General features: G+C 72.2%; 24 protein-coding genes. 8 read left to right on the forward strand and 16 right to left on the reverse strand.

Translation table 11 applies throughout. The features are described from left to right. The first annotated feature begins 62 nt into the window (after positions 1-62). Positions 63-809 carry a phosphonate metabolism transcriptional regulator PhnF gene (gene phnF, locus WDW90_RS08640; protein ID WP_336486982.1) on the forward strand — a complete coding sequence of 249 codons (747 nt, stop codon included), beginning with the start codon at positions 63-65 and terminating at the stop codon, positions 807-809. An 11-nt stretch (positions 810-820) separates the two neighbouring features. Here the strand turns inward: phnF and phnE (WDW90_RS08645) are convergent, their stop codons facing one another. The 6 genes from phnE (WDW90_RS08645) to WDW90_RS08670 all read right to left on the reverse strand — a co-directional run bounded on the left by phnE (WDW90_RS08645) (position 821) and on the right by WDW90_RS08670 (position 5,851). Then, complete coding sequence (gene phnE / locus WDW90_RS08645) at positions 821-1,681, reverse strand: phosphonate ABC transporter, permease protein PhnE (protein ID WP_336486983.1); 861 nt, start codon at positions 1,679-1,681, stop codon at positions 821-823. After that, positions 1,678-2,562, reverse strand: coding sequence for a phosphonate ABC transporter, permease protein PhnE (gene phnE, locus WDW90_RS08650; protein ID WP_336486984.1), 885 nt, complete (start codon positions 2,560-2,562; stop codon positions 1,678-1,680). Before phnE (WDW90_RS08650) ends, phnE (WDW90_RS08645) begins: the two co-directional genes overlap by 4 nt. 22 nt (positions 2,563-2,584) lie before the next feature. Next, complete coding sequence (gene phnD, locus WDW90_RS08655; protein WP_336486985.1) at positions 2,585-3,514, reverse strand: phosphonate ABC transporter substrate-binding protein; 930 nt, start codon at positions 3,512-3,514, stop codon at positions 2,585-2,587. 44 nt (positions 3,515-3,558) lie between these two features. Further along, positions 3,559-4,422 carry a phosphonate ABC transporter ATP-binding protein gene (gene phnC, locus WDW90_RS08660; RefSeq protein ID WP_336486986.1) on the reverse strand — a complete coding sequence of 288 codons (864 nt, stop codon included), beginning with the start codon at positions 4,420-4,422 and terminating at the stop codon, positions 3,559-3,561. A gap of 83 nt (positions 4,423-4,505) precedes the next feature. After that, complete coding sequence (locus WDW90_RS08665) at positions 4,506-5,126, reverse strand: LbetaH domain-containing protein (protein ID WP_336486987.1); 621 nt, start codon at positions 5,124-5,126, stop codon at positions 4,506-4,508. Between the two features lie 56 nt (positions 5,127-5,182). Continuing rightward, positions 5,183-5,851: a DUF1045 domain-containing protein gene (locus WDW90_RS08670; protein WP_336486988.1), complete on the reverse strand. Its 669-nt coding sequence runs from the start codon at positions 5,849-5,851 to the stop codon at positions 5,183-5,185. A gap of 249 nt (positions 5,852-6,100) precedes the next feature. On the opposite strand from WDW90_RS08670, the gene WDW90_RS08675 reads away from it, so the two are divergent. Then, the gene (locus WDW90_RS08675) at positions 6,101-6,559 is read left to right on the forward strand and encodes an MgtC/SapB family protein (protein WP_336486989.1); all 459 of its coding nucleotides are present in this window, start codon (positions 6,101-6,103) and stop codon (positions 6,557-6,559) included. A gap of 56 nt (positions 6,560-6,615) precedes the next feature. Here WDW90_RS08675 and WDW90_RS08680 read toward each other — a convergent pair whose 3' ends face one another. The 9 genes from WDW90_RS08680 to WDW90_RS08720 are packed head-to-tail and all read right to left on the reverse strand — an operon-like array spanning position 6,616 to position 14,864. Then, positions 6,616-7,854 (reverse strand): CaiB/BaiF CoA transferase family protein, encoded by a 1,239-nt coding sequence (locus tag WDW90_RS08680; RefSeq protein WP_336486990.1) that lies wholly within the window; start codon positions 7,852-7,854, stop codon positions 6,616-6,618. Between the two features lie 11 nt (positions 7,855-7,865). After that, on the reverse strand, positions 7,866-8,672 hold the full coding sequence (locus tag WDW90_RS08685; protein ID WP_336486991.1) for an IclR family transcriptional regulator: 807 nt from the start codon (positions 8,670-8,672) through the stop codon (positions 7,866-7,868). Continuing rightward, positions 8,669-9,415, reverse strand: coding sequence for an enoyl-CoA hydratase/isomerase family protein (locus tag WDW90_RS08690; RefSeq protein ID WP_336486992.1), 747 nt, complete (start codon positions 9,413-9,415; stop codon positions 8,669-8,671). Before WDW90_RS08690 ends, WDW90_RS08685 begins: the two co-directional genes overlap by 4 nt. 12 nt (positions 9,416-9,427) lie before the next feature. Beyond that, complete coding sequence (locus WDW90_RS08695; RefSeq protein WP_336487076.1) at positions 9,428-10,330, reverse strand: NAD(P)H-dependent flavin oxidoreductase; 903 nt, start codon at positions 10,328-10,330, stop codon at positions 9,428-9,430. 56 nt (positions 10,331-10,386) lie between these two features. After that, positions 10,387-11,097 (reverse strand): ABC transporter ATP-binding protein, encoded by a 711-nt coding sequence (locus WDW90_RS08700; protein WP_336486993.1) that lies wholly within the window; start codon positions 11,095-11,097, stop codon positions 10,387-10,389. Continuing rightward, on the reverse strand, positions 11,090-11,800 hold the full coding sequence (locus WDW90_RS08705; protein WP_336486994.1) for an ABC transporter ATP-binding protein: 711 nt from the start codon (positions 11,798-11,800) through the stop codon (positions 11,090-11,092). The genes WDW90_RS08700 and WDW90_RS08705 overlap by 8 nt, the downstream gene beginning before the upstream one ends. Continuing rightward, a complete protein-coding gene (locus WDW90_RS08710) occupies positions 11,787-12,803 on the reverse strand; it encodes a branched-chain amino acid ABC transporter permease (protein WP_336486995.1) in 1,017 nt (338 codons plus the stop codon). The genes WDW90_RS08705 and WDW90_RS08710 overlap by 14 nt, the downstream gene beginning before the upstream one ends. Positions 12,804-12,813: 10 nt before the next feature. Continuing rightward, on the reverse strand, positions 12,814-13,686 hold the full coding sequence (locus WDW90_RS08715; protein WP_336486996.1) for a branched-chain amino acid ABC transporter permease: 873 nt from the start codon (positions 13,684-13,686) through the stop codon (positions 12,814-12,816). Positions 13,687-13,691: 5 nt separating this feature from the next. After that, a complete protein-coding gene (locus WDW90_RS08720) occupies positions 13,692-14,864 on the reverse strand; it encodes an ABC transporter substrate-binding protein (protein ID WP_336486997.1) in 1,173 nt (390 codons plus the stop codon). Between the two features lie 305 nt (positions 14,865-15,169). Here WDW90_RS08720 and WDW90_RS08725 point away from each other — a divergent pair, with 305 nt between their 5' ends. From WDW90_RS08725 to WDW90_RS08745, 5 genes are read left to right on the forward strand one after another with little or no spacing between them, the layout of a single operon-like run. Further along, complete coding sequence (locus tag WDW90_RS08725) at positions 15,170-17,254, forward strand: 3-hydroxyacyl-CoA dehydrogenase NAD-binding domain-containing protein (RefSeq protein ID WP_336486998.1); 2,085 nt, start codon at positions 15,170-15,172, stop codon at positions 17,252-17,254. Between the two features lie 23 nt (positions 17,255-17,277). Next, a complete protein-coding gene (locus WDW90_RS08730) occupies positions 17,278-18,462 on the forward strand; it encodes an acetyl-CoA C-acyltransferase (RefSeq protein ID WP_336486999.1) in 1,185 nt (394 codons plus the stop codon). Between the two features lies 1 nt (position 18,463). After that, on the forward strand, positions 18,464-19,654 hold the full coding sequence (locus WDW90_RS08735; protein ID WP_336487000.1) for an acyl-CoA dehydrogenase family protein: 1,191 nt from the start codon (positions 18,464-18,466) through the stop codon (positions 19,652-19,654). A gap of 13 nt (positions 19,655-19,667) precedes the next feature. Then, positions 19,668-20,822, forward strand: coding sequence for an acyl-CoA dehydrogenase family protein (locus WDW90_RS08740; protein ID WP_336487001.1), 1,155 nt, complete (start codon positions 19,668-19,670; stop codon positions 20,820-20,822). 53 nt (positions 20,823-20,875) lie between these two features. Next, a complete protein-coding gene (locus WDW90_RS08745; RefSeq protein ID WP_336487077.1) occupies positions 20,876-22,105 on the forward strand; it encodes an acyl-CoA dehydrogenase in 1,230 nt (409 codons plus the stop codon). A 132-nt stretch (positions 22,106-22,237) separates the two neighbouring features. Here the strand turns inward: WDW90_RS08745 and pufC are convergent, their stop codons facing one another. Further along, complete coding sequence (pufC, locus tag WDW90_RS08750) at positions 22,238-23,293, reverse strand: photosynthetic reaction center cytochrome PufC (protein WP_336487002.1); 1,056 nt, start codon at positions 23,291-23,293, stop codon at positions 22,238-22,240. A 403-nt stretch (positions 23,294-23,696) separates the two neighbouring features. Between pufC and WDW90_RS08755 the strand changes: the two genes are divergently transcribed. Further along, the gene (locus tag WDW90_RS08755) at positions 23,697-25,403 is read left to right on the forward strand and encodes a cbb3-type cytochrome c oxidase subunit II (protein ID WP_336487003.1); all 1,707 of its coding nucleotides are present in this window, start codon (positions 23,697-23,699) and stop codon (positions 25,401-25,403) included. Positions 25,404-25,450: the final 47 nt, after the last annotated feature.

Below are 25,450 nucleotides of genomic sequence, written 5' to 3' on the forward strand. Positions count from 1 at the left end.
CCGAATTCGTCTATATGTATAGACAACCGGGGAAACGAGAACAAGGGCAATTCGGACCCGTCATGGCCATCACGCGCGACACTCCCGTGACATCCCTGCAGCGCGGCGGAGGCCTGGCGGCCTGGCGCCAGATTGCCGACGCGCTGGCGGAGGCCATCGGGCAGGGCGAATTCCCCCCCGGCAGCCAGCTTCCCACCGAGGCGTCGCTGGCCGGGCGATTCGGCGTGAACCGCCATACGGTACGTCGGGCCCTCGGCGTGCTCGCCGAGCGCGGGCTGGTGCGCGCCACCCAGGGGCGCGGCACCTTCGTCGAGCAGGGCCAGATCCCCTATCCGATCGGTCGGCGCACCCGCTTCTCCGAGATCGTCTCGCGGGCGGGCCGCGAGGCTTGGGGCGACCTGACCGCGGCGGCGACGGCGCCGGCCGATGTCGAGACCGCCGCGGCGCTGGGGATCGCGGCCGGCGCACCCGTCATCGAGATGCTCACGCTGCACCGGGCCGACGGCGCGCCGATCTCGGCGGCGCGGATCTGCCTGCCGCTGCCGCGCTTCTCCGGGTTCGACGCGGCCTACGCGCGCCTCGGCTCGATCACCCGGGCCTTCGCGGAGTTCGGCGTCGACGACTACACCCGCCTCTCGACGCGGATCGGCGCGCGCGCCGCGACAGCTGAGGAGGCCGCCCGCCTCGACATCGCGCCGGGCCGCCCGCTGCTGATCGTGTCGAGCGTGAACGTCGACGGCGGGGGCCTGCGCATCGAGGCGAGCCGGAGCCTGTTCTCCGCCGACCGCGTGGAGCTGCTGGTGGAGTAGACGACGCGTCCCTAACGCGCCTCGCCCCCGATCAGCGCCCGGCGCAGGCGCCCCGAGACGGCGTCGATCGCAGCGACCGTGGCGAGGATCATCAGGACCAGGAAGGCGACCTGCTGCAGTTCGAGCACGCGGATCAGCTCGGTGAGGTACTGGCCGATGCCGCCGGCCCCGACGATGCCGATGATCGTCGCCGAGCGCGTGTTCGATTCGAAGAAGTACAGGACCTGGCTCCCGAGGACCGGAAGGACGGCCGGCACGAGGCCGAAGCGGATGCGGTGGAGCGGGCTGCCGCCCGAGGCGGCCACGCCCTCGCCGGCCCTGCGGTCGGCGGTCTCGACCGCTTCGGAGAACAGCTTGCCGAGCGCGCCGAAATCCGCGCAGGCGATGGCGAGCGCGCCCGCGAAGGGTCCGAGGCCGACCACGTTGATCCAGATCAGGGCCCAGATCAGGACGTCGACAGAGCGGATCACGTCGAGGCCGCGCCGGACCGCGAAATGCGCGAACGGGTTCCGCACCACATTTCTGGCGGCGAGGAACGCCACCGGGAAGGCGAGGAGCGCGGCGGTCAGGGTGCCCAGGAAGGCGATCGCGAGGGTCTCGCCGAGCGCCTGCAGGAAGTCCGGAAAGCGCCCGCCGGCGCTCGGCGGCAGCATCATGAGCGAGAACTCGCCGAGGCGCCCGAGGCCGTTGAGGATGCGCGTCGCCGAGAAGTCGAGCCGCGCCATCGCGAAGCCGGTGAGCCCGAGAAGGGCCGCCGCGGCGGCGAGCGTCGCGAGGCGGGCCGGCCAGGAGACGCGGAACGCGTCGGGGTAGCGCAGCCGAAGGGCGGCGACGTCGGCCGTTCGGCCCCGGGCGGGCGGCGGCCGGGTCACCGCGCGGCCTCCAGGCCGAGCAGGCGATGGCGCAGCCGCTCGGTGGCGAGGTCGATCGCCATCACGGTGACGATGATCATCAGGAGGATCGCGCTGACATCAGTGTAGTAGAAGTTGCGGATCGCCACGAGGAATTCCTGGCCGATGCCGCCGGCGCCGACGAAGCCCATCACGCCCGCGCCCCGCACGTTGATCTCGAAGCGCAGCAGGCCGTAGGAGGCGAAGTTCGACAGGACCTGCGGCAGCACCGCGAAGCGGATCGCCTCGACCCGCGAGGCGCCGGAGGCGGTCAGGCCCTCGACCGGCTTCATGTCGATGTTCTCGACCACCTCGGCGAACAGCTTGCCGAGCGCCCCCGCGGTGTGGATCGCGAGGGCAAGCACGCCGACCATCGGCCCGAGGCCGAAGGCGATCACGAAGACCAGCGCGAACACGATCTCGGGCACCGTGCGGAACAGCTCGAGGCTGCGCCGCGCGAGGAAGCACCCGGTCCGGGTCCGCGCGAGGTTGGCGGCCGCGCCGAAGCACAGGAGGAAGGCCGCGAGCCCGCCGAGCAGCGTGCCGAGATAGGCCATCAGCAGCGTCTCGCCGAGGAGCGCTGCCCATCGCGGCAGGCCCCAGTACCATTCGACGAGGTCGCCCCGGAGGTTGCCGAGGGTGAGATGCGGCAGGATCTGGCCGATATAGGCGGTGAAGTTGCCGATGTTCTCGGCAAACACCAGGGGCCTCACCTCGGCCATGAAGCCGGCGACCACCGCCAGGCCGGCGACGATCGCGAGGGTCGCCAGCGTGCGGCGTCGGCTCGCCGCCATGGCCCGCGCGTAGGCGTCCTCCAGCGTCGCCGCGCGCTCGGGCGCCAGGGCCGCGATGCGGCGGGTCATCGAGGCCGTCCGGGCGCCGCGATCAGGACTTGCGGCGCTGGTCGTCGTTGAACTTCAGCATCTCGATGATCGGCTGGTAGTCCTTGAGCGTGACCGGCGCGAAGCCGAGGTCCTTGCCGTCGGAGAGGCGGTCGAAGGCGGCCTTGTCGGCCGTCGGCAGATCGATGAAGGCCCGGCGGATCCTCGCCTTCAGGTCGTCCGGCAGGCTCGCCAGCATCGCGAAGGGCCCCTCCGGCAGGAACTCGGACTTGAAGATCACCCGGAAGTCCGACTGCCCCATCTGCGAGCCGTCGGGCTTCTTCAGCATGCCCTTGGTCGCCATGCGGGTGACCATGGTGTCCGTCTCGGAGTTCCAGAGATTGGCCGCGGCGTCGGCGGTGCCCTGGACCAGGGCGAGGACGGCGTTCTCGTGGCTGCCGGCGTAGACGGTCTTGCCGAAGAGCTTGTCGACGTCGTAGCCGGCCTTGTTCAGGAAGAAGCGCGGGGCCTGGTTGCCGGAGGTCGAGTTCGGGTCAACGAGCGCGAGGCTCTTGCCCTTGAGATCCTCGACCGACTTGTAGGGGCTGTCGGCGCGCACGTAGAGTACCGAGTAGTAGCCTGAGGCACCGTTGTTGTGCGTCTGGTTGACGATCGGCTCGAGCTTCACGCCAGTCATCACCGCCCGGGAGAAGGAGGCCGGCCCGTAGAAGGCGATCTGGATGTTGCCGGCGCGCTGGCCCTCGATCACCGCCGCGTAGTCGTTGGCGACCCGCAGCTTGACCGGCACGCCGAGCGCCTTGGTCAGGTAGGCGGTCAGCGGCGCGTAGCGGTCCGTGGTGCCCGAGGCGTTCTCGGCCGGGATCACCCCGAGGGTCAGCTCGGAATACTTGCCCGAGCCGCCCTGCGCGGCGGCGGGAGCGGCGAGCAGGGCGAGCGCGGCGAGGGCGCCGGCGAGGCTGCGGCGAGTGATCATGTCCGTCTCCTGTGACTTGCGTGTCGTCGAACGGGTCTGGCCGGTCAGGCGACGAGCGCCTTCCCTTGGCCGAGTTCGCCTTGGCCGAGCTGCCCTTGGCCGAGCTCCCCTTGGCCGAGCCCCTCTGGGCCGAGCACCGCCTGCGCGGCCGGCCGGCGGTCCATCACCTCGCCGGCCTCGAGGCCGTAGAGGCGCTGCGCCACGTCCTCGGTGAGGTCGAAGGCGCGCCCGTCGAACACCACGCGCCCGTCGGCGAGGCCGACCAGGCGGTCGCAATAGGCCCGGGCGAGGTCGAGCGAGTGCAGGTTGCACAGCACGGTGATGCCGAGGCGCTTGTTGGCGTCGGCCAGGGCGTCCATCACGAGCTTGGTGTTGCGCGGGTCGAGGGAGGCCACCGGCTCGTCCGCCAGGATGATGTCGGGCTCCTGAACCAGGGCGCGGGCGATGGCGACGCGCTGCTGCTGGCCGCCGGAGAGCTGATCGGCGCGATGTCCCGCGAACTGGCCCATGTCGAAGCCGTCGAGGGCCGCCAGGGCCAGGGCACGATCCCGCGTCGACCAGATCTTGAGGAGCGACCTGTGGCTCGGCACCCGGCTGAGGCGCCCCATCAGCACGTTCGTCAGCACGTCGAGACGCCCGACGAGGTTGAACTGCTGGAACACCATGGCGCAGCGGGCGCGCCAGCGGCGCAGGTCGCGGCCGCGCAGGGCGGTGACGTCCTGCCCGTCGAACAGGATCCGTCCGGCGGAGGGTTCGGCGAGCCGGTTCAGCATCCGCAGGAAGGTCGACTTGCCGGCGCCCGAGCGGCCGATCACGCCGACGAAGCTGCCGGGCTCGATCCGCAGCGAGACGCGGTCGACCGCGTGCCGGCTTCCGTAGCGGCGGGTGAGGTCTTCGACGATGAGCATGCCTTCGTCCGTCGCGAACAACGAAGGGCTGTAGACGCCTCGCCGACGACGATAGGATGACAGCCGCCCCGGATTTCCCCCGCTCAGGCCCCGTGGCGCTCGAGAAAGGCGTCGATCGGGAGCGCCCGGAAATCGGGCAGGGCGCGGCGGAGGCGCTCGTGATCCCAGTCCCACCAGGCGAGGGCCAGCAGGCGCTCGGCGACCGGTTCGGGGAAGCGCCGCCGCAGCGGCCGCGCGGGGTTGCCGACCACGATCGTGTAGGGCGCCACGTCGCGCGTCACGATCGCCCCGGCACCGACGACCGCGCCCGTGCCGACCGTCCGGCCCGGGAGGACGACGGCGCCGTGCCCGATCCAGACGTCGTGGCCGAGGGTGACGGGCCGCGCGCGGCGCCGCTCGAAGAAGGCGGCCTCGTTCTCCTCCTCCGGCCAGTAGGACTTGGCCCGATAGGTGAAATGGGCCTGCGAGGCCCGCTCGACCGGGTGGTTGCCGGGGTTGATGCGCACCTGCGCGGCGATCGAGCAGAACTTCCCGATCCGCGCGTAGATCGCCTCGCCGTCCTCGACAATGTAGGAGTAGTCGTCGAGGCTCGTCTCGGTGAGCCGGGTGCGGGCCCCGACCTCGGTGTAGCGCCCGAGCCGGCACCGCAGGATGCGGGCGGTCGGGTCAACCACCGGTTCGAGACCAAGCCTGTCCGCCGCCATGCGCTGCCTCCTGGAACCGCCCTGCCGAACCGCGCACCGGTCCGGCGGGCAATATTTCACGGCGCGAACGGGATGCGCTGCAGGATCCGGAACGGCTCCCCGCCCTCCTGGCGCATGACCGTGACCGCGTCGATCACGACGCTGGCCTCGGCATCGTAGGCGCGGGCCATCCGGGCGAGCCAGAGCTCGCGCTCCTCGGCGGCGAGGCTGCCGGTGAGCGTCATGTGGAAGCGGAACGCCTCGAAGACATGGGGATATCCCCAGCGGTCCAGCAGCGCCCGCCCGCGCGGATCGAGCCGGTCGGGACGGCGCCGGGCCCGCTCGGCCTCCGTCAGCGGAGCGCGCAGGACATCCAGCGCGGCGACGCACTCGGCCGCGAAGAGATCGACGTCCGGGACGGGCGCTTCCGGAACCAGGGCAACGAAGCTGCCGAGGAGCGCGACCTGAAGGCGGCCGGCCGGCAGCGGCCGGCGGTGCTCCGTCAGCGCCGCGCAGGCCCGGACGAGAGCGTCCTCGCCGATGCCGGCGGCGAGGCGCATCGGGGCCTTCAGGGTTGCGTGGAACCCGTAGGTCCTGGGCTCGGCCGTGACGGCCGCGAGCGCCGCTCCGGCCGCCACGACGCAATCCGGTGGCGGGCCGTCGCCGAGCACGCCCGCCCCGAAGCGGGCGAGCGCGGATCCCGGCGCCGGGGTGAAGTAAAGCGCGTAGCGGACCGTGCTGCTCAAACGAGGCGCTCTCAGACCTTGGGCCCGCTTCCGGACATGGCGTCGGGCCGCGATGTCGTCCGGTCCATAAGGCCGCCGCGCCGCGATTTTATGACGCCGCCGCGCGGACGCTCAAAGCCCGTGCCGGACGGCGGGATGCGTCGCGGCGCCCGGGAGCGCTCGCCCCGCCGGTCGACAGGTAAGGGGACGGTTCCCGCACGGGCCCGGCTCTGCCAGAGAGATGCGGTGGACCGAGCTGGAAGACATCCGATGCTGCCCGATGCGACGGCGCTGCCGCTGACCGAGATCCTGCTGCGTCTCGGCCTGGCGACGCTGTGCGGCCTGGCGCTGGGGCTCGAACGCGAGTTGCGCGGCAAGGACGCGGGCCTCAAGACCCACGCACTCGTCAGCCTGAGCTCGGCCGTGATCACCGCCTCGGCCCTGAGCATGTACGCGGATGTGCGCGCCCACGGCGGCGACGCGGATCCGCTTCGCGTCATCCAGGGCTTGGCACAGGCCATCGGCTTCATCGCGGCCGGCACGATCTTCGTGGCCCAGCGCGACGTGAAGAACCTGACCACGGCCGCCAGCATCTGGTTCGCGGCCTCGGCCGGCATCGTGGCGGGCGCGGCGCAGTTCAAGCTGCTCGCCGTCGCGATGGGCATCGGCTTCGCCGTGCTGATCCTTCTCAAGCTCCTGGAGCGCTACGGCCTGTCGGGAAAGGATTGAGGCCCGGAGCGCCCGCCCGCGGGCTTCGCGGCAGGGCGCTCACGGGCAGGGAACGCTCAGCGCAAGATGCCGGCCGCCAGGAGCCTGTCGCGCTCGGCGGCCGGAAGATCGTGCCGCTCGGCCACGATCTCGGCGGTCGACCCGCCGAGGGCCGGCGGCATCCGGCGCACGGGCGCGCGGGCCCCGTCGAGGCGGTAGGGCGGCGCGAGGACGTGCGCGGCGGCATCGGCCCCCGGACCCTGCGGAACGACGAGGCCGGCGCTGCGGGCGCGCGGCGAGGTCAGGGCCTCGTGCAGGCCGAGAACCTCGCCGCAGGGAATGCCCGCCGCGGAGAGCCGCGCGAGGAGGTCGGAGCGGGGCCACCGGGCGAGTTCCGCCTCCATCACCGGCAGGAACGCGGCCCGATTGCGGGACCGCGCCAGGTTCGTGGCGAAGCGCGGGTCGCTGCAGAGGTCCGGCCGACCGAGCACCTGCTCGCAGAAGCGGCGGTACTGACCGTTGTTGCCCACCGTCAGCACGATCGGCCCGTCGGCGGCCTGGAACACGCCGTAGGGCACGATGGAGGGATGGGCGTTGCCGTAGCGGAGGGGATCGCGCCCCTGCACCATGGCCTCCAGTCCGCAATAGGAGGTGAGCGCCACGCCGCAATCGAACAGGGCGAGCTCGACGTGGCGGCCGCGGCCGGTGCGCTCGCGCTGGAACAGGGCGGCGAGCACGGCCTGGGCCGCGTACTGGCCGGTGAAGAGGTCCACCGCCGCGAGGCCGAACTTCAGGGGCGGGCGCCCGGCCTCGCCGTTGAGGGCCATCAGCCCGGCCTCGCCCTGCACCACGAGGTCGTAGCCCGGCCGCGTCGCCTCCGGCCCGTCCGAGGCGTAGCCGGAGACCGAGCAGTAGATCAGGCGCGGGTTCTCGGCGGAGAGCGCCGCGTAGCCGAGGCCGAGCCGGTCGGCGCCGCCGGTCTTGAAGTTCTGCACCACCACGTCGCTCTCGCGCGCGAGATCGCGCACGAGGGCGAGCCCCTCGCGGCTCGCGAGGTCGACGCCGATCGAGCGCTTGTTGCGGTTCACGCTGTCGAAGTAGGAGGTGTTCGTCGGACCCGTAGGCAGGCCCCAGTCGCGGGTGTCGTCGCCGCGCTCGGGGTGCTCCACCTTGACCACGTCGGCGCCGAGGTCGCCGAGGCACATGGCGCACCAGGGGCCGGCCAGCACGCGCGACAGGTCGAGCACGCGGATGCCGGCGAGCGGCAAGTCGGGCGGCAAGTCGGGTGGCAGATCGGTCTGGTCTTCCCGCGACAACGCGACTCTCCTCAGGCGCCCATGACCCCCTCGAGGCCGCGCACGGCCTCGATGAGCTTCGGCCGGGCCACCTCCATCAGGAAGCGGCCGTCGGTGATGACTGTCGGGGCGCCGCAATTGACCGACATGGGCGGCAGGCCGCCGCCGGGGTGGAAGCCCACCGCGATGGCCGACACCGTGTCCTGCCACTCGCCGAAGGAGGTGCAGCAGCCGATCTCCCGGTGCTCGGCGACCGCGCGGTCGAGGCCGTCGCGCAGGGCCGGCCAGGCGAGCGGGTCGAGGGCGCAGAGCTCGTCGTAGATCTGGGCGCGCTCGCGCTCGGAGCAGACGGCGATGTAGGCCCGGCCCATGGCCGAGCGGGCGAGCGAGATGCGCGAGCCCGTGTCGAGGTTGAGCGAGATCGCGGCGGGTCCGCGCTGGCAGTCGACGTAGCGCATGCTGAGCCGGTCGCGCACGCCGAGGCCGACCGAGGCATTGGCGGCCTGCGCCACGGCGCGCAGCGCCGGCCGGGCGATCCGGCGCACGTCGAGGCCGCCCAGCGCCACCGAGCTCAGGGCGATCAGGGCGCTGCCGAGGCGATACCGGCCCGTCTCCTCGACGTAGTGGAGGTAGCCGAGCGTCGTCAGGGTATGGGTCAGCCGCGAGACGGTGGAGCGGGGCAGGCCGCAGGCTTCGGCGATCTCGTGGTTGGCGAGCATCCTCCGGTCGCGCCCGAACGCGGCGAGCACGGCAAGGCCCCGCGCGAGCGCCGTGACGAAGTGCCGGTCCTCCTTGGGGCCTGTCTCGTCCGGCTCGAGCTCTGTGAGGCGGTCGCTCATCGGGCGAAGAAGGCCGCGAACGCCGCCTGCGCGGCGGGCGACCGGCGCAGGGCGTGGAAGGTCTCGGCCTCGCTCTCGAGGGTGCGCGCCACCAGCGCCGCGTGGCCGGCGCGCAGCATCCGCTTGGTGGCGGCCAGCGATTCCGGCGGCAGCGCGGCGAGGGCCCGGGCCGTCTCCAGGGCCGATTCAAGGGCCGTCCCCTCGCTCACCACGGCGTTGACGATGCCCGCCTCGAGCGCCGTCTCCGGCCCGAACGGCTCGCCCAGCATCAGCAGCGCGGCGGCGCGCTTCGGGCCGGCCGCGAGCGGCAGGAGATAGCTCGACGCGCCCTCCGGACTGAGCCCCAGCGCGACGAAGGGCAGGCGGAAGCGGGCGCCCGCACCCGCGAAGGCAAGGTCGCAATGGAGGAGCAGCGTCGTGCCGATGCCGACCGCGTGGCCCTCCACGGCCGCGAGCACCGGCTTCGGGCAGCCGGCGAGCGCCTTGAGGAAGGACAGGCCGGCACTCTCCTCGCCCGTCTCCGCGGTATCGCGGAAATCGGCGAGGTCGTTACCGGCGGTGAAGCAGGTGCCGGCCCCGGTCAGGACGATGGCGCGCACCGCCCCGTCGCCGCCGGCCTCGGCCAGCGCCGCCGTCAGGGCCGCGTAGGTCGCGCGGTCGAGCGCGTTGCGCCGGGCCGGGCGATCGATGGTGAGGAGGCGGATGCCCCCCGCGGGATCGGCGATCCGTAGGGTCGCGGTCATGACGTGCTCCCTTCAGCCGGCGCCCGCGAGGCGGTCGCGCGCCGCGGCGTATTCCTGCGCGAGCCGCGCCACGAGCTCGGCGGTTCGCGGCACGTCGCGGATCGTGCCGACGCCCTGGCCGGCGCCCCAGACGTCGCGCCAGGGCTTCACCCGGTCGCTGGCGAAGCTCATGGCGCTCTTGTCGGCCCGCGGCAGGGCGTCCGGATCGAGCCCCGCGGCCCGGATGCTGGGCTTCAGGTAATTGCCCGGCACGCCGGTGAAGAACGGCGTGTAGAGGATGTCGGCGGCGCTGCTTGCCGAGACCATGTCCTTGTAGCCGGCGGCGGCGTTCGCCTCCGCGGTGGCGATGAAGCGGGTGCCCATGTAGGCGAGGTCGGCGCCCATGGCCTGCGCGGCGAGGATCGACGCGCCCGTGGTGATCGCCCCCGACAGGACGAGCGGACCGTCGTAGAAGCGGCGCACCTCCCCGACGAGCGCGAAGGGGCTGAGCGTCCCGGCATGGCCGCCGGCCCCGGCGCAGACCAGGATCAGTCCGTCGACCCCCGCCTCCAGCGCCTTCTCGGCATGGCGCACATTGGTGACGTCGTGGAACACCACGCCGCCATAGGCATGGACCGGCCGCACGACGGCGTCGGGCGCGCGCAGCGACGTGATGACGATCGGCACGCGATGGCGCGCGCAGGCCTCGACGTCCCGCGCGAGGCGGTCGTTCGAATCGTGCACGATCTGGTTCACCGCGAAGGGCGCGACCTTGCGGTCCGGGTCGGCGGCCCGCGCCGCGGCGAGCGCGGCGGTGATGCAGCCGAGCCAGGCGTCGAGCCTCTCGGCGGGCCGGGCGTTCAGGGCCGGGAAGGAGCCGACGATTCCGGCGAGGCATTGGGCGATCACGAGGTCGGGCCCCGAGACGATGAACATCGGCGAGGCGATGACCGGCAGGGCGAGGTTCTCGCGCAGGATCGGGGGCAGACGGCTCACGCGCTCAGCGCCTCCCGGGCGAAGTAGAGGTCGTGCAGCCGGCCGAGATCGACCTCCGCCGCCGGGGCGCTGAGGCGCACCTGGCCGCCGCGCAGCAGGTGCACGTCGTCGGCGACCGACAGGGCGACGCGGGTGTTCTGCTCCACGAGGAGGATCGTGGTTCCGGCCTCCTTGAGGCGCCGGATGATGTCGAACACCTCGTTGGCGATCACCGGCGCGAGGCCGAGGGACGGCTCGTCGATCAGCAGGATGCGCGGCTTCGACATCAGCCCGCGGCCCATCGCGAGCATCTGCGCCTCGCCCCCCGAGAGGGACCCGGCCGCCTGGCCGCGCCGCTCGCGGAGGCGCGGAAACAGGCCGTAGACCCGGTCGAGCCCCGCCGCGAGGTCGCCCCGGCAACGCTTCGGGTAGGCGCCGAGGCGGAGGTTCTCCTCGACGCTCATGTCGCGGAACACGAGGCGGCCCTCCGGCACCATGACGAGGCCGCGGGCGGCGAGGTCCCAGGTGCGGCCGGAGAGGCGCTCGCCGCCGAGGCGGATCTCGCCCCGGTGCGGCACGAGGCCGGTCAGGGCCCGCATCAGCGTGGTCTTGCCCGCCCCGTTCGGGCCGACGATGGCGGTGAGCGCCCCCTCCCGGAACCGGAGCGAGAGATCCCACAGCACGGTGATGTGCCCGTAGCCGGCGCGGAGGTCCCTCGTCTCAAGCATGGACGGCTCCCGTGTAGCTCTCGACGACCCGGCGATCGCGGAAGACCGCGGCGGGCGTCCCGTCGGCGATGATCTCGCCGAAATCGAGGACCACGGCCCGGGAGCAGAGGTCCGAGATCGTCTCGATGTCGTGCTCGACGATGACGATGGTGAGCCCGAAGCGGGCGTGCAGCTCCCTCAGCTTCGCGCTGAACCCGCGCTTGGCCTGGCTCTCCAGGCCCGCCAGCACCTCGTCGAGGAGGAGGAGCTTCGGCTCGGTGGCGAGCGCCTTGGCGATCTCGAGCCGCTTCAACTCCTGCAGGGCGAGCGCGCCCTCGGCCGGCCGGCCGGCCTGCGCCGACAGGTCCATCACGGCGAGGATCTCCTCGATCCGCTCCGGGTCGTGGCGGCCCGCGCCGAAGACCTGGGCGACCGCGAGGTTCTCGCGCACGGTGAGGTGCTTCATCGGCTGCGGGATCTGGAAGGTGCGGCCGATCCCGAGGCGCGCCCGCCGGTGCAGCGGCAGGCGGGTGATGTCGCGTCCCTCGAACAGCACCCGCCCGCGCAGCCGGGTCAGCCCCGAGATGCCGTTGAACAGGGTGGTCTTGCCGGCCCCGTTCGGGCCGACGAGGCCGAGGATCTCCCCCTTCTCGAGCCCGAAGGTGACGTCGCGGAGCGCGACGAGGCCGCCGAAGCGGACGGTGACGGCCTCAAGCGCCAGCATCGCGCGCCTCCTGCCGGAGGAGGCCGAGCAGGCCGTTCGGCGCAGCGAGCACCATGACGACGAGCACGACGCCGAGGACGATCTGGTGGCCCACCGCGATCATCCCCTTTGCCACCACTTGGTCGAACAGGTAGATCGCCACCGCCCCGCCGATCGGGCCGGCGATGGTGCGGTACCCGCCGAAGATCGCGGCGATGATCGGCAGCACGCTCCAGACCCCCGAGAAGGCGTAGTCGGGCTCGAGGAAGCCGATGATGTGCGCGTTGAGCGCCCCGAACAGGCCGGTCATGAAGGCCGAGAGCATGAGCATCCAGGACTTCAGGAGCACGCTGTTGACGCCGACCACCCGGGTCGCGTCCTCGCTCTCGGCGATGGCCCTCAGGGCGAGGCCGACATGGCTGCGCCGCACCGCGACGTAGGCGAGGGCGCAGAGCGCCACCAGCGCGACGAGCAGGAGATAGCTGCCGGTGCGGCCGCCGAGGTCGATGCCGAGGATCGTGGGCAGGCCCGGATAGCGCTGCAGGCCCGCCCCGCCGCCGGTGAGCCAGGCGGCCTCGGTGGCGAGGATGCGGAAGATCTGCGCGTAGGCGAGGATGGCGAGCGCGAAGTAGGGGCCGGAGAGCCTGAGCGCCGGAAGCATGGCGAGCGAGGCGAGCGCCGCGCAGAGGCCGGCGAGCGGCACGCTGAGGAGCACCGGCACGCCGAGCCGCGCGGAGAGCAGGGCCGAGGCGTAGGCGCCGACCCCGAAGAAGGCGGCGTGCCCGAAGGAGACCATCCCGCCGAGGTTGCCGAGCAGCGCCCAGGCCAGGGAGACGCCCGCGAGGATCAGCGCCGAGATGAGGAGGCCGAGCAGGTAGTTGCCGGCGCCGAGGAGTACCGGCAGCAGCGCGAGGACGAGGAGGCCGACGGCGAGCCCGGCGCCGCGGGGCCGGCCGCGGGCGGCGGGCTCCTTCAGCGCAGGTCCCTCCGATGACAGCGCGGGGGAGGTGTCGACGGACGCCATGCGCAGATCCTCAGCCGCGGCGGGCACGGGCGCCGAACAGCCCGTTCGGCAGGAGGAAGAGGACGAGGAGGAACAGCACCATCCCGGCGAGCTCCTGCAGGGCGGAGCTCGCGAGCGTGACGGTGAGCGCCTCGGTGACGCCGAGGAGGATCGCGGCGAGGAACACGCCGGGGATCGAGCCGACCCCGGCCAGCACCGTGACGATGAAAGCCTTCACGGTCAGCGCGTGTCCGAAGGCCGGCTGCACGACGCTCATCGTGTAGAGGGCGACGCCGGCGCAGCTCGCCAACGCCCCGGCCACCAGGAAGGCGACGAGCTCGGTGCGGCGGGGGCTGATGCCCATCAGCATGGCGGCGGAGCGGTTCGAGGAGACGGCACGCACCGCGCGGCCGTACCAGCTCCGCTTCAGCCACCACCACAGGGCGAGCATCAGGACGAGGCTGAGGCCGAAGGCGACGAGCTCGCCGTTCATCGCGTAGACGCTGCCGATGGCGGTCGCGTCCTGGAGGCGCGGCGCGGTGGTGGTGCGCACGTCGCTCGCGAAGGCGAGCAGGATCGCGTTGGTGAGGATGATGCCGATCCCGAAGGTGAGGATCAGCGAGTTCAGCTCGCGGTGGTCGCGGATCCGGTCGATCATCAGGAACAGGACGGCGCAGACCGGGAGCACCACGGCGAGCGCGAGGGGGATCGCGAGATAGGGGTCGAGGCCGGCGCGGGCCTCGACGACGTAGGCGGCGTAGGCGGCGACGAGCACCAACTCGCCGTGGGCGAGGTTTATGATGCGCATGGCTCCGAAGGAGAGGGCGAGGCCGAGGGCCACCAGGGCGTAGACGCTGCCGACGAGGAGCCCGGAGAACAGCGCCTGGAGGACGAGGTCTCGCACGCCCGTCACCAGGGCAGGGCGGGGAAGGCGATCTCGCCGGTGGCGGCCGCGGCCGGCGAGACGAGGACGATCCGGCCCGACCGGTGCTGGCCCATCGCCACCGAGAAGCGCGGGTTGTCGCCGTTGGCGTCGAACTGCACCGGCCCGAGCAGGGTCTCGCGCCGCGTCGCCCGCATCGCCTCGGGAAGGCCGCCGCTCCTGAGGGTGCCGGCCTCGTCCGCGCGGGCGATGGCCTCGGCGAGGATCGTGGTCTCCACGAAGCTGAGGGTGGAGAGGTACTCCACGTCCTTGCCATAGGCCTGCCTGTAGGTCTCGGCGAAGCGCTTGCCCTCCTCGTCCTTCATCTCGACCGGGAAGGGCAGGAACGAGGTCCCGACCACGTTGTTCATCAGGTCGGGGAATTCCTGGTACATCTTCGGGGTGGCCAGCGACCACGCGCCGACGACGAGCTTGACCTGCGGCTTCAGCACCTTGGCGGCGCGGATGATGCCGACGTAGTCGTTCTCGTAGGCCGACATCACGAGGATGTCGGAGCGGTCCTGGAGTTTCACCTTGTTGATGATCGGCTTGAAGTCGGTGATCGCCGGGTCGAACGCGTGCACCGTCACCGCGATGCCCTTGCCCGACAGATCCTTCTCGAGGCCCTTCGCCAGCAGCATCGGCGCTTCCTTGGTGGAGGCGAGGATCGAGATGGAGGCCGGCTTCAGGCTCTCCAGCAGGGCCCCCATGCCGCGCTGGTAGCCGGCGTTGTTGTTGATGCGGAAGAACGCCTTCAGGCCCCGCGCCGTCAGCTCGTCGCTCACGGCGCCGGCCGTGACGTAGAGCGTGTCCAGCTTGTTCGCGGCGTCGGAGGCGGGGCCGACGATGTTGGAGCCGTAGCCGCCGATGACCGCGACGGCGCCGTCCGAGACGAGCTTCTCCACCGCCGAGACGGCCTTGGCGGGCGCGCTCTCGTCGTCGATGACCTGAAGGCGGATCCGGTGCCTCGGCGAGCGCTCGTTGAACATCTGGATCGCCACGCGCATGCCCTCGTCGAAGGCCTGGCCCGAGCGGGCGAGCGAGCCCGTGAGCGGCATGTGCGCGCCGACCAGGATCTCGTCGGCCGAGGCCGGCCCGGCGACGCTCCCGCACAGGCCGGCGAACGCGATCGCCGCAACCGCGACGGCTCTGCCAAGCATGCTGATTCCTCCCTCGCGGCCCAGGCTTCCGGCCTGCGCGGCGTCGATTCCCCGTTCCGCGCGGATCGTCATTCCGCATCGTTCCCGCGACCGGCCCAGGACCGCCCTCGGGGCCGAGCCTGATCGCACGGGGGTTCGGCCCCTGTCAATTTTTCGCGGAATGTTATGCTGCATAGTGGAACGGCAATGTCAGTCATGCGTGGTTCTGAATGATTCGGGTTGACGGAGATCGGGTGAGGGGCGAAATCCGCGTAGAAAGCAGAATAAGGTTCTGCATAGCGGAATAATTCGGGAGGAGCATCCGCGTGATCCGCCAGGAGATCGGCGACGGCATCGCCGTGCTCACCATCGCCAGCCCGCCCGTGAACGCGCTCGGCGGCGACCTCCGCGCCGCCCTCGACCGGGCCGTGTCCGGGGCCATCGCGGACCCTGCCGTTCAGGCCGTGGTGATCGCCGCTGAGGGCCGGGTGTTCGTCGGCGGCGCGGACATCTCCGAGTTCGGCAAGCCGGCCCGCCCGCCCGTTCTTCCGGACGTGCTGGCGCGCCTCGAAGCGAGCCCGAAGCCGGTCGTCGCGGCGATCCACGGCGCGGCGCTCGGGGGCGGGTTGGAACTCGCGCTCGCCTGCCATGCCCGCGTCGTCGGCCCGGCGGCGAAGCTCGGGCTGCCGGAGATCCGGCTCGGCCTGATCCCGGGAGCGGGCGGCACGCAGCGCCTGCCCCGTCTGATCGGCGCCGCGGCGGCCTTCGCGATGATGCTCGACGGCGAGCCGGTCGAGGCCGAGGCGGCCCTGCGCCTCGGCCTGGCCGATGTCTTTGAGCCCGATGTCCTGGAGCCCGGCAGCCTGGTGGCCGCGGCCCGGGCCCTGGCGCGGCGCCTCGCGGATGCGGGCTCCCCGCCCCGGATCCGCGACCGCTCCGAGCGGATGGACGAGGCCGCGCGGGCGGCCTTCGAGGCGCGGGCGGCGGAGGCGCTGGAGCGCTCGGGCCGCCTGCCGAACGTCGCAGCCCTCGTCGACGCGGTCCGGGCCGGGTTCGAGCACCCCTTCGACGAGGCGCTCGCGATCGAGCGTGCCCGGTTCCTCGCCCTCGTCGACGACCCCCGCTCGCGGGCCCTGCGCTATGCCTTCTTCGCCGAGCGCGAGACCGCGCGCGTGCCGGGGCTGGACAAGGACACACCCCGCCGGCCGATCCGCGAGGCGGCGGTGATCGGGGCAGGCACGATGGGCGCCGGCATCGCCCTGTGCTTCGCCAACGCGGGCATCCCGGTCACGGTGATCGAGACCGGGGAGGCGGCGCTCGCCCGGGGGCTCGAACGGATGCGGGCGACCTACGCGGCCTCGGTCGCGCGGGGCTCCCTCCCGCAGGCGGAGATGGACGAGCGCCTCGCGCGCATCGACGGCCGGGTCGGGCTGGAGCATGCCGGCGAGGCCGACATCGTGGTGGAGGCCGCCTTCGAGGACATGGGCGTCAAGACCGCGATCTTCTCCGGGCTCGACCGGATCGCGAAGCGCGGGGCGGTGCTCGCCACCAACACCTCCTATCTCGACGTGGACCGGATCGCCGCGGCGACGGGCCGGCCGCAGGACGTGCTCGGCCTGCACTTCTTCAGTCCCGCCAACGTGATGCGGCTCGTGGAGGTAGTGCGCGCCGAGCGGACCGGGCTCGACGCGCTCGCCACCGCGAACGACCTCGCCCGGCGCCTCGGCAAGCTGCCGGTGACGGTGGGCGTCTCATTCGGCTTCGTCGGGAACCGAATGCTCGCGCGCCGCAGCGCGGCCGCGGAGCGGCTCCTCCTCGAAGGCGCCTTGCCGCACGAGATCGACGCCGCGGTGACGGGCTTCGGCTTCCGCATGGGCCCCTTCGCCATGGCCGACCTCGCCGGGCTCGACATCGGCTGGCGCACCCGCAAGGCAACGGGCGCGACGGCGCCCATCGCGGATGCGCTGTGCGAGATGGGCCGCCTGGGCCAGAAGACGGGCCGGGGCTTCTACCGCTATCCCGAAGGCACGCGCAGGGGCTCGCGCGATCCGGAGGTCGAGGCGCTGATCGCGGCGCAATCCGAGCGCCGTGGCGTCGCCCGGCGCAACGTTGCTCCCGAGGAGATCGTCGCCCGCCTGATGCTGCCGATGGTCAACGAGGGGGCGCGCATCCTCGAGGAGGGCATCGCGGCCCGGCCCGGCGACGTCGATACGATCTGGCTCAACGGCTACAACTGGCCGGCCTGGCGCGGCGGCCCGATGCACTGGGCCGACGGCCTCGGCCTCGCGCGGGTCGCGGCCGATCTCGATGCCTTCGCGGCAGCGACCGGCGACGAGACCCTGCGCCCCGCCCCGCTCCTGGCGCGGCTCACCCGCGAGGACGGCCGCTTCGCCGACCTCGCCGCCCGATGAGCGCCGCTCGACGAGGCTCCCCGATGACCGATGCCGTGATCGTCGCCACCGCCCGCACGCCCATCGGCCGGGCACATCGCGGGGCGCTGAACCTCACCCACGGGGCGGACCTCGCGGCGCACGCCGTCCGCCACGCCGTCGAGCGCGCCGGCCTCGATCCCGCCGAGGTCGAGGAGGTGGTGTTCGGCTGTGGCTATCCGGAAGCCGCCACGGGAGGCAACGTCGCCCGGCACGCGAGCCTCGTGGCCGGCATCCCGGTGCAGGCGTCCGGCGCCACGGTCTCGCGCTTCTGCGCCTCGGGCCTCGAGGCGATCGCCGGGGCGGCCCGGCGGGTCATCCTCGACGGCGTACCCGTCGCCGTCGCGGGCGGCGTCGAGTCGATCTCCCTCGTGCAGCCGCAGGTGTGCCGGGACCTGATCCGGAACGGCTGGCTCGGCGCGAACCTGCCGGCGATCTACATGCCGATGATCGAGACCGCCGACATCGTGGCGGAGCGCTACGGCGTGTCGCGCGAGGCGCAGGACGCCTTCGCGCTGGAGAGCCAGCGCCGCACGGCCGCCGCGCAGGCGGCCGGCCTGTTCGACGCCGAGATCGTGCCGATCACGGCGAGGCAGGCCGTGACCGACGCGGCCAGCGGCGAGACCCGCGAGGTCGAGACGCGGCTGGCCAGCGACGAGGGCAACCGGCCCGGCACGACCCTGGACGGCCTGTCGAAGCTCAAGCCCGTGCGCGGCGAGGGCGCCTTCATCACCGCCGGCAATGCCAGCCAGCTCTCCGACGGCGCCTCGGCCTGCGTCGTGATGTCGGCGGCCGAGGCCGGACGGCGGGGGCTGACCCCGCTCGGGACCTTCCGGGGATTCGCCGCGGCGGGCTGCGAGCCGGACGAGATGGGCATCGGCCCCGTCTTCGCCGTGCCGCGGCTCTTGCAGCGCAACGGCCTCACGGTCGACGATATCGGACTTTGGGAGCTGAACGAGGCCTTCGCGTCGCAGGCGGTCTATTGCCGCGACCGCCTCGGGATCGATCCCGAGGCGGTGAACGTCAACGGCGGCGCGATCAGCGTCGGCCACCCGTTCGGCATGTCGGGTGCCCGCCTCGTCGGCCATGCCCTGCTGGAGGGACGCCGCCGCGGGGTGCGCTACGCGGTCGTGACCATGTGCGTGGCCGGCGGCCAGGGCTGCGCCGGCCTGTTCGAGATCGGGGCTTAGGATGGACCTGCGCTTCACGCCCGAGGAATCCGCCTTCCGCGCCGAGGTGCGGAGCTTCTTCCGCACCGAGATCCCGGCGGAGATCCGCGCCAAGGTCTCGGAGGGCCGGCCGCTGGCACGCGCCGACTACGTGACCTCGCAGCGCATCCTCAACGCCCGCGGCTGGGCCGTGCCGCACTGGCCCCGCGAATGGGGCGGCCAGGACTGGGACCCGATCCGCCGCTACATCTTCATGGAGGAGCTGATGCAGGCGGCGGTGCCGCTGCCCCAGCAGTTCAACTGCTTCATGCTCGGGCCGGTGATCGCGGCCTTCGGCAGCGAGGCCCAGAAGGAGCGCTTCCTCGGGCGGGCGGCGAATCTCGACGATTGGTGGTGCCAGGGCTTCTCGGAACCCGGCGCCGGCTCGGACCTCGCCTCGCTCAAGACCCGGGCCAGGCGCGACGGCGACCAATACGTCGTCGACGGCCAGAAGACCTGGACGACGCTCGGCCAGCACGCCGACTGGATCTTCTGCCTCGTGCGCACCGACCCGGAGGCGAAGAAGCAGAGGGGCATCTCGTTCCTGCTCATCAACATGACGAGCCCCGGCGTGAGCCTGCGCCCCATCATCACGATCGACGGGCGCCACGAGGTCAACGAGGTGTTCTTCGATTCCGTGCGGGTGCCGGCCGAGAACCTCGTGGGCGAGGAGAACCGGGGCTGGGACTACGCCAAGTTCCTGCTCGCCAACGAGCGCACCGGCATCGCCCGGATCGGGCTGACCAAGGAGCGGATCGCGCGCATCAAGCGCCTCGCCCGCGAGGTGCCGGCGGGCGCCGGCACGATGTGGGACGAGGCGGATTTCCGGGCCCGCGTGGCGAGCCTGGAGATCGAGCTGAAGGCGCTGGAGATCACGCAGATGCGGGTGGTGGCCGCCCAGGCGAAGCGCGACGCGGCGAGGCCCGATCCCGCCTCCTCGATCCTCAAGATCAAGGGCTCCGAGCTTCAGCAGGCCGCGACCGAGCTCCTCCTCGAGCTCGCCGGTCCCCTCGGGCTGCCGGCGCCCCGCGGCGGCCTGCCCAACGATCCCGAGGCCCTGAGCTGGGAATCCTTCGCGGCGCCGACCTATCTCAACGCCCGCAAGGTCACGATCTACGGCGGCTCGAACGAGATCCAGCGCAACGTCATCGCCAAGGCGATCCTGGGGCTCTGAGGAGAGGCAGCCGATGGATTTCGATCTCACCGACGAGCAGAGCCTCCTCAAGGACAGCGTGAGCCGCTGGGCCTCCGACCGCTACGCCGCCCTTGAGCGGGTGGAGGCCGCCCGCCGGCAGCCCCTCGGGTTCGATCCGGAGGCCTGGGCGGAATTGGCCGAGCTCGGCCTGCTCGGCCTGCCCTTCGCGGAAGGCGACGGCGGCTTCGGCGGGGGGCCGGTGGAGACCATGCTGGCTTTCGAGGCGCTCGGGCGGCACCTCGCGCCGGTCCCCTATCTCGCCGGCATCGTGCTCGGCGGCGGCGCCCTGCGCCTCGCCGGCAGCCCGGCCCAGCGGGCCGAGCACGTCCCCGCCCTCGCGGAGGGCCGCCATCGTTTCGCCTTCGCGCACGGGGAGCGGCAGGCGCGCTACGATCGCGCGGACGTCGCCCTTGCCGCCCGCCGCGAGGGGGGCGGCTACCGGCTCGACGGCGAGAAGTGCGTCGTCCTGAACGCGGACGCGGCGCAGACCCTGGTGGTGAGCGCCCGCACCGCCGGCGGCCGGCGGGAGCGCGAGGGGATCAGCCTCTTCCTGGTGCCCGCCGACGCCCCCGGGGTGAGCGTGCGGGCCTATCCCACCCATGACGGCGGCCGGGCGGCGGACCTGCTGCTCGCGGGCGTCCGCCTGCCGGCCGACGCCCTGCTGGGGCCGGCCGACGCGGCCCTGCCGGTGATCGAGCGGGTGCTCGACGAGGGCATCGCGGCGGTCGCCGCCGAGGCGGTCGGCCTGATGGACGCGCTCCACGGCCTCACCCTCGACTACCTGAAGACCCGCCGGCAGTTCGGCACGGCCATCGGCGCGTTCCAGGTGCTCCAGCACCGGGCGGTGGACATGCTGATGGCGCTGGAGCAGGCTCGCTCCATGGCCCTTTACGCCACCATGATGGCGAGCAGCGAGGATGCGGCCGAGCGCGGGCCGGCGGTGTCGGCCGCCAAGGTGCAGATCAACCGCTCGGCCCGCTCCATCGGTCAGGAGGCGGTGCAACTCCACGGCGGCATCGGCATGACCCTCGAATATCTCGGCGCCCACCAGTTCCGGCGCCTGACCGCGATCGAGCACCTGTTCGGCGACACGCCCTACCATCTGCGCCGGGTGAGCGCGGCCGGCGGCCTGCCCGGCGCGGCCTGACGGCCGGGCGGATGACAGAGTCCCTCCAGAACCTGAACGGCGAGGAACCGACCATGAATGCTCCGCAGCGCCCCCCCGGCTCGGCCTTGCCCTCGGCCCCGGCCTCCGCGTCCTTCGTCTGGGACGATCCGTTCCTGCTCGACGACCAGTTGAGTGGGGACGAGCGCGCCATCCGCGACACCGCGCGCGCCTTCGCGCAGGAGCGGCTTCTGCCGGGGATCGTCGCGGCCTACGCGCAGGAGCGGACCGACCGCTCGCTCTTCGAGGCCATGGGCGAGCTCGGCCTGCTCGGCGTGACCCTGCCGGAGGAGTACGGCTGCGCCAACGCCTCCTATGTCGCCTACGGCCTCGTCGCCCGCGAGGTCGAGCGCGTCGACTCGGGCTACCGCTCGATGATGAGCGTGCAATCCTCTCTCGTGATGTACCCGATCCACGCCTACGGCGACGAGGCGCAGCGCAGGCGCTACCTGCCGAAGCTGGCCTCCGGCGAGTGGGTCGGCTGCTTCGGGCTGACCGAGCCGGAGGCGGGCTCGGACCCGGCCGGCATGACGACGAGGGCCGTGCCGGTCGCCGGCGGCTACCGGATCTCGGGCGCCAAGACCTGGATCTCGAACGCGCCCTTCGCCGACGTCTTCGTGGTCTGGGCGAAGTCCGCCGCACACGACGACGCGATCCGGGGCTTCATCCTCGAGAAGGGCATGCCCGGCCTCTCGGCGCCGCGGATCGAGGGCAAGCTGTCGCTGCGCGCCTCGGTGACGGGCGAGATCGTGATGGCGGAGGTGGAGGTGCCCGAGGATGCGCTCCTGCCCAACGCGTCGGGGCTCAAGGGTCCGTTCGGCTGCCTCAACCGGGCGCGCTACGGCATCGCCTGGGGCGCGATGGGCGCGGCCGAGGATTGCTGGCACAGGGCGCGCCAGTACACGCTGGATCGCAGGCAGTTCGGCCGGCCGCTCGCGCAGACCCAGCTCGTCCAGAAGAAGCTCGCCGACATGCAGACCGAGATCGCGCTCGGCCTTCAGGCGTGCCTGCGGGTCGGGCGGCTCTTCGACGAGGGCCGGATGGCGCCCGAGATGGTGAGCCTGATCAAGCGCAACAATTGCGGCAAGGCGCTGGAGATCGCCCGCACCGCCCGCGACATGCACGGCGGCAACGGCATCATGGGCGAGTACCACGTGATGCGCCACGCCCAGAACCTCGAGACGGTCAACACCTACGAGGGCACGCACGACGTCCACGCGCTGATCCTCGGACGCGCCCAGACCGGCCTGCAGGCCTTCTTCTGACGGTCTCCGGGCGGGGCCGCGCGGTCTCGGCGCCCGGCCGGGGCCGCGGCTTCGGACGCCGCGATCGGCGGAAGGGCCCCCGGGCCTGCCGAAGCTGTTGCGAGGCGCGGCGGCTCGACGCCCGGACCGATCCTACCGCGCGTCCGACTGCTGGCGGGATCTCGCCTTCAGCTCCGGAAAATCCTTCACCATGCCGATGCCGAAGAGCGGCTTGCTGACCCCGTTGTGGCAGGTGGCGCAGGAGACCTTCGGTGCGTCGCCGGCTGCCGGCCCGAGGCGGTTCGCGGGAAGCGTGTCGCGCAGCGGGTTGAGGTAGTTGCCGTTGAGGTCGCGCACCATGCGGATGCCGTGCCAGGCCGTGATCCGCTGGGGAGGACTGTCGGCCCAATCGTAGAACGAGCGCGTATTGTGACAGAAGTTGCAGTTCACGCCGAGCGACTTCGAGAAGCTCATCATCAGAGCGTAGGTCCATTGGGCCTGCTTGATCGATTGCGGGTTGCCCGCCTTCAAGGCCGTCCTCGACGCGACCCGGATCTCGCCATCCTGCTCCAGGAAGGGCGTGAGCGGGTCGAAGGGCAGGGCGGAGCCGCCGGCCACGCGCGACGGGTGATTCTTGCCGGCCGGCCTCTGGGCCGAACCGCCGGCCTGCGCGGGGCCGGGATCGCTGAACCAGACATTGGGCGGCACCAGCTGGCCGCGATGGCAGGTGTAGCAGGTCACCCCGGTCTCACCGACATGCTTCGTCCAGTCCGCGTTGACGTGCTGCACCATCTGCAGCATGCGCCGCGCCACGACCTTGGTGTAGAGCGCGTCGTCGGCGAAGTTCGCGGTGTTGTGGCACGCGGCGCAGCCCTGATCGGCCGCGACCCATTTGGTCATCGAGACCATCAGCCGGGTGAACTCGCCGACGCTGACCTCGCCCAGGACCTTGACGTTCTCGTAGACGGTGCCGGCCTTGGCGCCCTCGTCGCCCGCGTAGGGCACCGAGGCCGGGATCGCGTTCCCGGCGAGCGCGGCCGCCCTGGCCTCCGGCTCCTGCAGGAGGACCATGCCGGTGCCGCGATAGCCGTGCTGCTCGCTCCGCGTGTTCGGCGGGTTCATCGCCTTGTACACGATGAGCCCGAGAACGTTCAGGGCGATCGCGATCGGAGCGAGAAGAAGCAGCAGGGCCAGGCGGAAGCCGATCATCGAGAAGCCCCCTCCCGCGAAGCGTCCAGGACGGGCCGGCCCAGGACTCGCCTGCCCTGGGCGGCAGGAGGGGCGCCCGATGCCGATCACGGCAGGCGGCCCTCGATGCCTCGGAAAGCCGTTCCCGGCCCCGCGGCCGCTCGCGCCGGAGCGCGCAGCTTTACTGTGGCACCCTTTTTCCCATTGCGCCCAATAAGTTTGCTGATCGTTCCGATAAGAAGTTCTGGTTTTGTGCAAGTCGCCGTTTCGTGTTCGGTAGAACATGAGGAACGCCTTCGGGGAACACGGCCATGACGACGTCGCCGACGCGCTCGACGATGGGCCTGCGCTCGGCGCGCCGCGACGTCGCGCCTGCCGAATTCCGCCCTGACGGGGCCGCGCGGACCGGCACGGAGCCCGGCCGATGACGGGGCGCCTCGCCGCGACGGCCGCCTGCGCCGGCGTCCTCCTCCTCGCGCCCGTCACCCACGGGGCGTCGCCCCCGGGCGATCCGCCGGCCGCCGACAGGCGGGTGACGGCCGTCGTGCGCAACGATCTCGGCCAGCTCAAATGGGTGGTGACCGAGGCCACCGACTACACCCCGCTGGAGGCGGAGGGGCGCCGGGTCTACCTGGCGGGCGGGTGCAACTACTGTCATTCGCAGTACGTGCGCCCCGTCAGCACCGACGCGCGTCCCTGGGGGCCGGTCACCGCCGATGTGCGCCGCTGGGGGCCGCTCGCGGAGCCGGGCGAGTCCGCCTACGACAGGCCGCGGCTGTTCGGCCCCGGCGGGGTCGGCCCGGACCTCTCGCGCGAGGGGCTGAAATACGGCGACGAGTGGCACCTCGCGCATTTCTGGAATCCGCCCGGCATCACGCGCGGCTCGATCATGGGCGGATTCTCCGGCCTGTTCGAGACGGTTCCCGAGCCGGCGGCGATCGTCGACGACGAGGCGTTCACGCTCCCCGACGGATCGACCGGCAAGACGCTCGAGAGGACGGCGGCGACCGAGAGGCTGTTCGACTTCGGCAGCAAGGAGCAGGTCAAGCTGACGCCGAACAAGGACGGCCTGCTGTTCGTGCCGATGGATGCCCGCGGCAGGCACCCGATCGTCTGGACGCCGAACCAGGAATTCGCGGGCGCGGCCGTCAAGCTCGTCGCCGAGACGAAGGACGTCCAGGCGCTGACGGCCTATATCCAGAAGCTCGGGACGGATCGCGGGCAGTGGCGCGATCTCGCCCTGTCCGAGGAGGTGGAGGGGTCCGGGGTCGCCCAGGAGCGGTCCGACGCGTGGGTCGCGCGCGGCAAGCTCGTCTACGAGCGCCGCTGCATCGCCTGCCACGGCGAGACCGGCAACGGCAACGGCTGGGCCGCGACCTTCATGACGCGGCAGCGCCCGCGCAACTTCACCACGGGCGTGTTCAAGTTCCGGCTGACCAAGGGCACGCTGCCCTCGGATGCCGACCTGCTGCGGACGATCACGCGCGGCGTGCGCGGCACCGCCATGCCGGCCTGGTACGAGCTGCCGCTCGACGAGCGCCTCGCCGTGATGCAGTACGTCAAGTACGCGCTCACCGTCGACAGATCCGACGAGACGCAAGCCCCCGCCTACTACTTCGTCGACGAGCCGCCGGGACCACCGATGCCGATCGGCACGCCGCCGAGGCCGTCGGCGGATATGATCGCCCACGGCAAGGCGATCTGGCAGCAGGCCAAGTGCTGGGAATGCCACGGCCAACAGGGCAGGGGCGACGGGCAGAAGGCGCCCGGGCTGAAGGACGATTGGGGCTTTCCCATCCGTCCCGCGAACCTGACGCGAGGCCAGTTCAAGTCGGGTCCGACCGTGTCGGATCTCTACCGGACCATCACCACGGGCCTGAGCGGCACGCCGATGGCGTCCTTCAAGGACGCCTTCCCGGATGCGGATCGCTGGGCGCTGTCCTACTACATCCTGTCGCTCTCGGCCTTCACCGATCCGCTCAGCGGCAGGCCCCTGCCGCTCTCCCCGGCGGACCGCGCGGCGCTCAACGATCCGAACCTCCAGACGCTCGGCCCGGAAGACGCCTACAGGCCGCGAGCGGCGGCGGTGCCGCGTGGCGAGGGGCGTCCGGAGGCCGTGGCCGGGCGATGAGAGGCGAGCGCCGATCGACGGCCGCGCCCGCACGGATCGCCCGGGCG

Origin of the sequence: Methylobacterium nigriterrae (assembly GCF_037106235.1) — a bacterium.
Lineage (GTDB): Bacteria > Pseudomonadota > Alphaproteobacteria > Rhizobiales > Beijerinckiaceae > Methylobacterium > Methylobacterium nigriterrae.

Coding starts and splice junctions, on each gene's coding strand:
- WDW90_RS08685 (WP_336486991.1), bottom strand. CDS start 8,672: ATGAGCGACCGCCTCACAGAGCTCGAGCCGGACGAGACAGGCCCCAAG.
- WDW90_RS08735 (WP_336487000.1), top strand. CDS start 18,464: ATGGACCTGCGCTTCACGCCCGAGGAATCCGCCTTCCGCGCCGAGGTG.
- WDW90_RS08730 (WP_336486999.1), top strand. CDS start 17,278: ATGACCGATGCCGTGATCGTCGCCACCGCCCGCACGCCCATCGGCCGG.
- pufC (WP_336487002.1), bottom strand. CDS start 23,293: ATGATCGGCTTCCGCCTGGCCCTGCTGCTTCTTCTCGCTCCGATCGCG.
- WDW90_RS08705 (WP_336486994.1), bottom strand. CDS start 11,800: ATGCTGGCGCTTGAGGCCGTCACCGTCCGCTTCGGCGGCCTCGTCGCG.
- WDW90_RS08740 (WP_336487001.1), top strand. CDS start 19,668: ATGGATTTCGATCTCACCGACGAGCAGAGCCTCCTCAAGGACAGCGTG.
- phnD (WP_336486985.1), bottom strand. CDS start 3,514: ATGATCACTCGCCGCAGCCTCGCCGGCGCCCTCGCCGCGCTCGCCCTG.
- phnC (WP_336486986.1), bottom strand. CDS start 4,422: ATGCTCATCGTCGAAGACCTCACCCGCCGCTACGGAAGCCGGCACGCG.
- WDW90_RS08675 (WP_336486989.1), top strand. CDS start 6,101: ATGCTGCCCGATGCGACGGCGCTGCCGCTGACCGAGATCCTGCTGCGT.
- WDW90_RS08710 (WP_336486995.1), bottom strand. CDS start 12,803: ATGGCGTCCGTCGACACCTCCCCCGCGCTGTCATCGGAGGGACCTGCG.
- WDW90_RS08665 (WP_336486987.1), bottom strand. CDS start 5,126: ATGGCGGCGGACAGGCTTGGTCTCGAACCGGTGGTTGACCCGACCGCC.
- WDW90_RS08695 (WP_336487076.1), bottom strand. CDS start 10,330: ATGTTCATCGTCTCGGGGCCCGACCTCGTGATCGCCCAATGCCTCGCC.
- WDW90_RS08700 (WP_336486993.1), bottom strand. CDS start 11,097: ATGCTTGAGACGAGGGACCTCCGCGCCGGCTACGGGCACATCACCGTG.
- WDW90_RS08690 (WP_336486992.1), bottom strand. CDS start 9,415: ATGACCGCGACCCTACGGATCGCCGATCCCGCGGGGGGCATCCGCCTC.
- WDW90_RS08755 (WP_336487003.1), top strand. CDS start 23,697: ATGACGGGGCGCCTCGCCGCGACGGCCGCCTGCGCCGGCGTCCTCCTC.
- WDW90_RS08720 (WP_336486997.1), bottom strand. CDS start 14,864: ATGCTTGGCAGAGCCGTCGCGGTTGCGGCGATCGCGTTCGCCGGCCTG.
- phnF (WP_336486982.1), top strand. CDS start 63: ATGGCCATCACGCGCGACACTCCCGTGACATCCCTGCAGCGCGGCGGA.
- WDW90_RS08745 (WP_336487077.1), top strand. CDS start 20,876: ATGAATGCTCCGCAGCGCCCCCCCGGCTCGGCCTTGCCCTCGGCCCCG.
- phnE (WP_336486984.1), bottom strand. CDS start 2,562: ATGACCCGCCGCATCGCGGCCCTGGCGCCCGAGCGCGCGGCGACGCTG.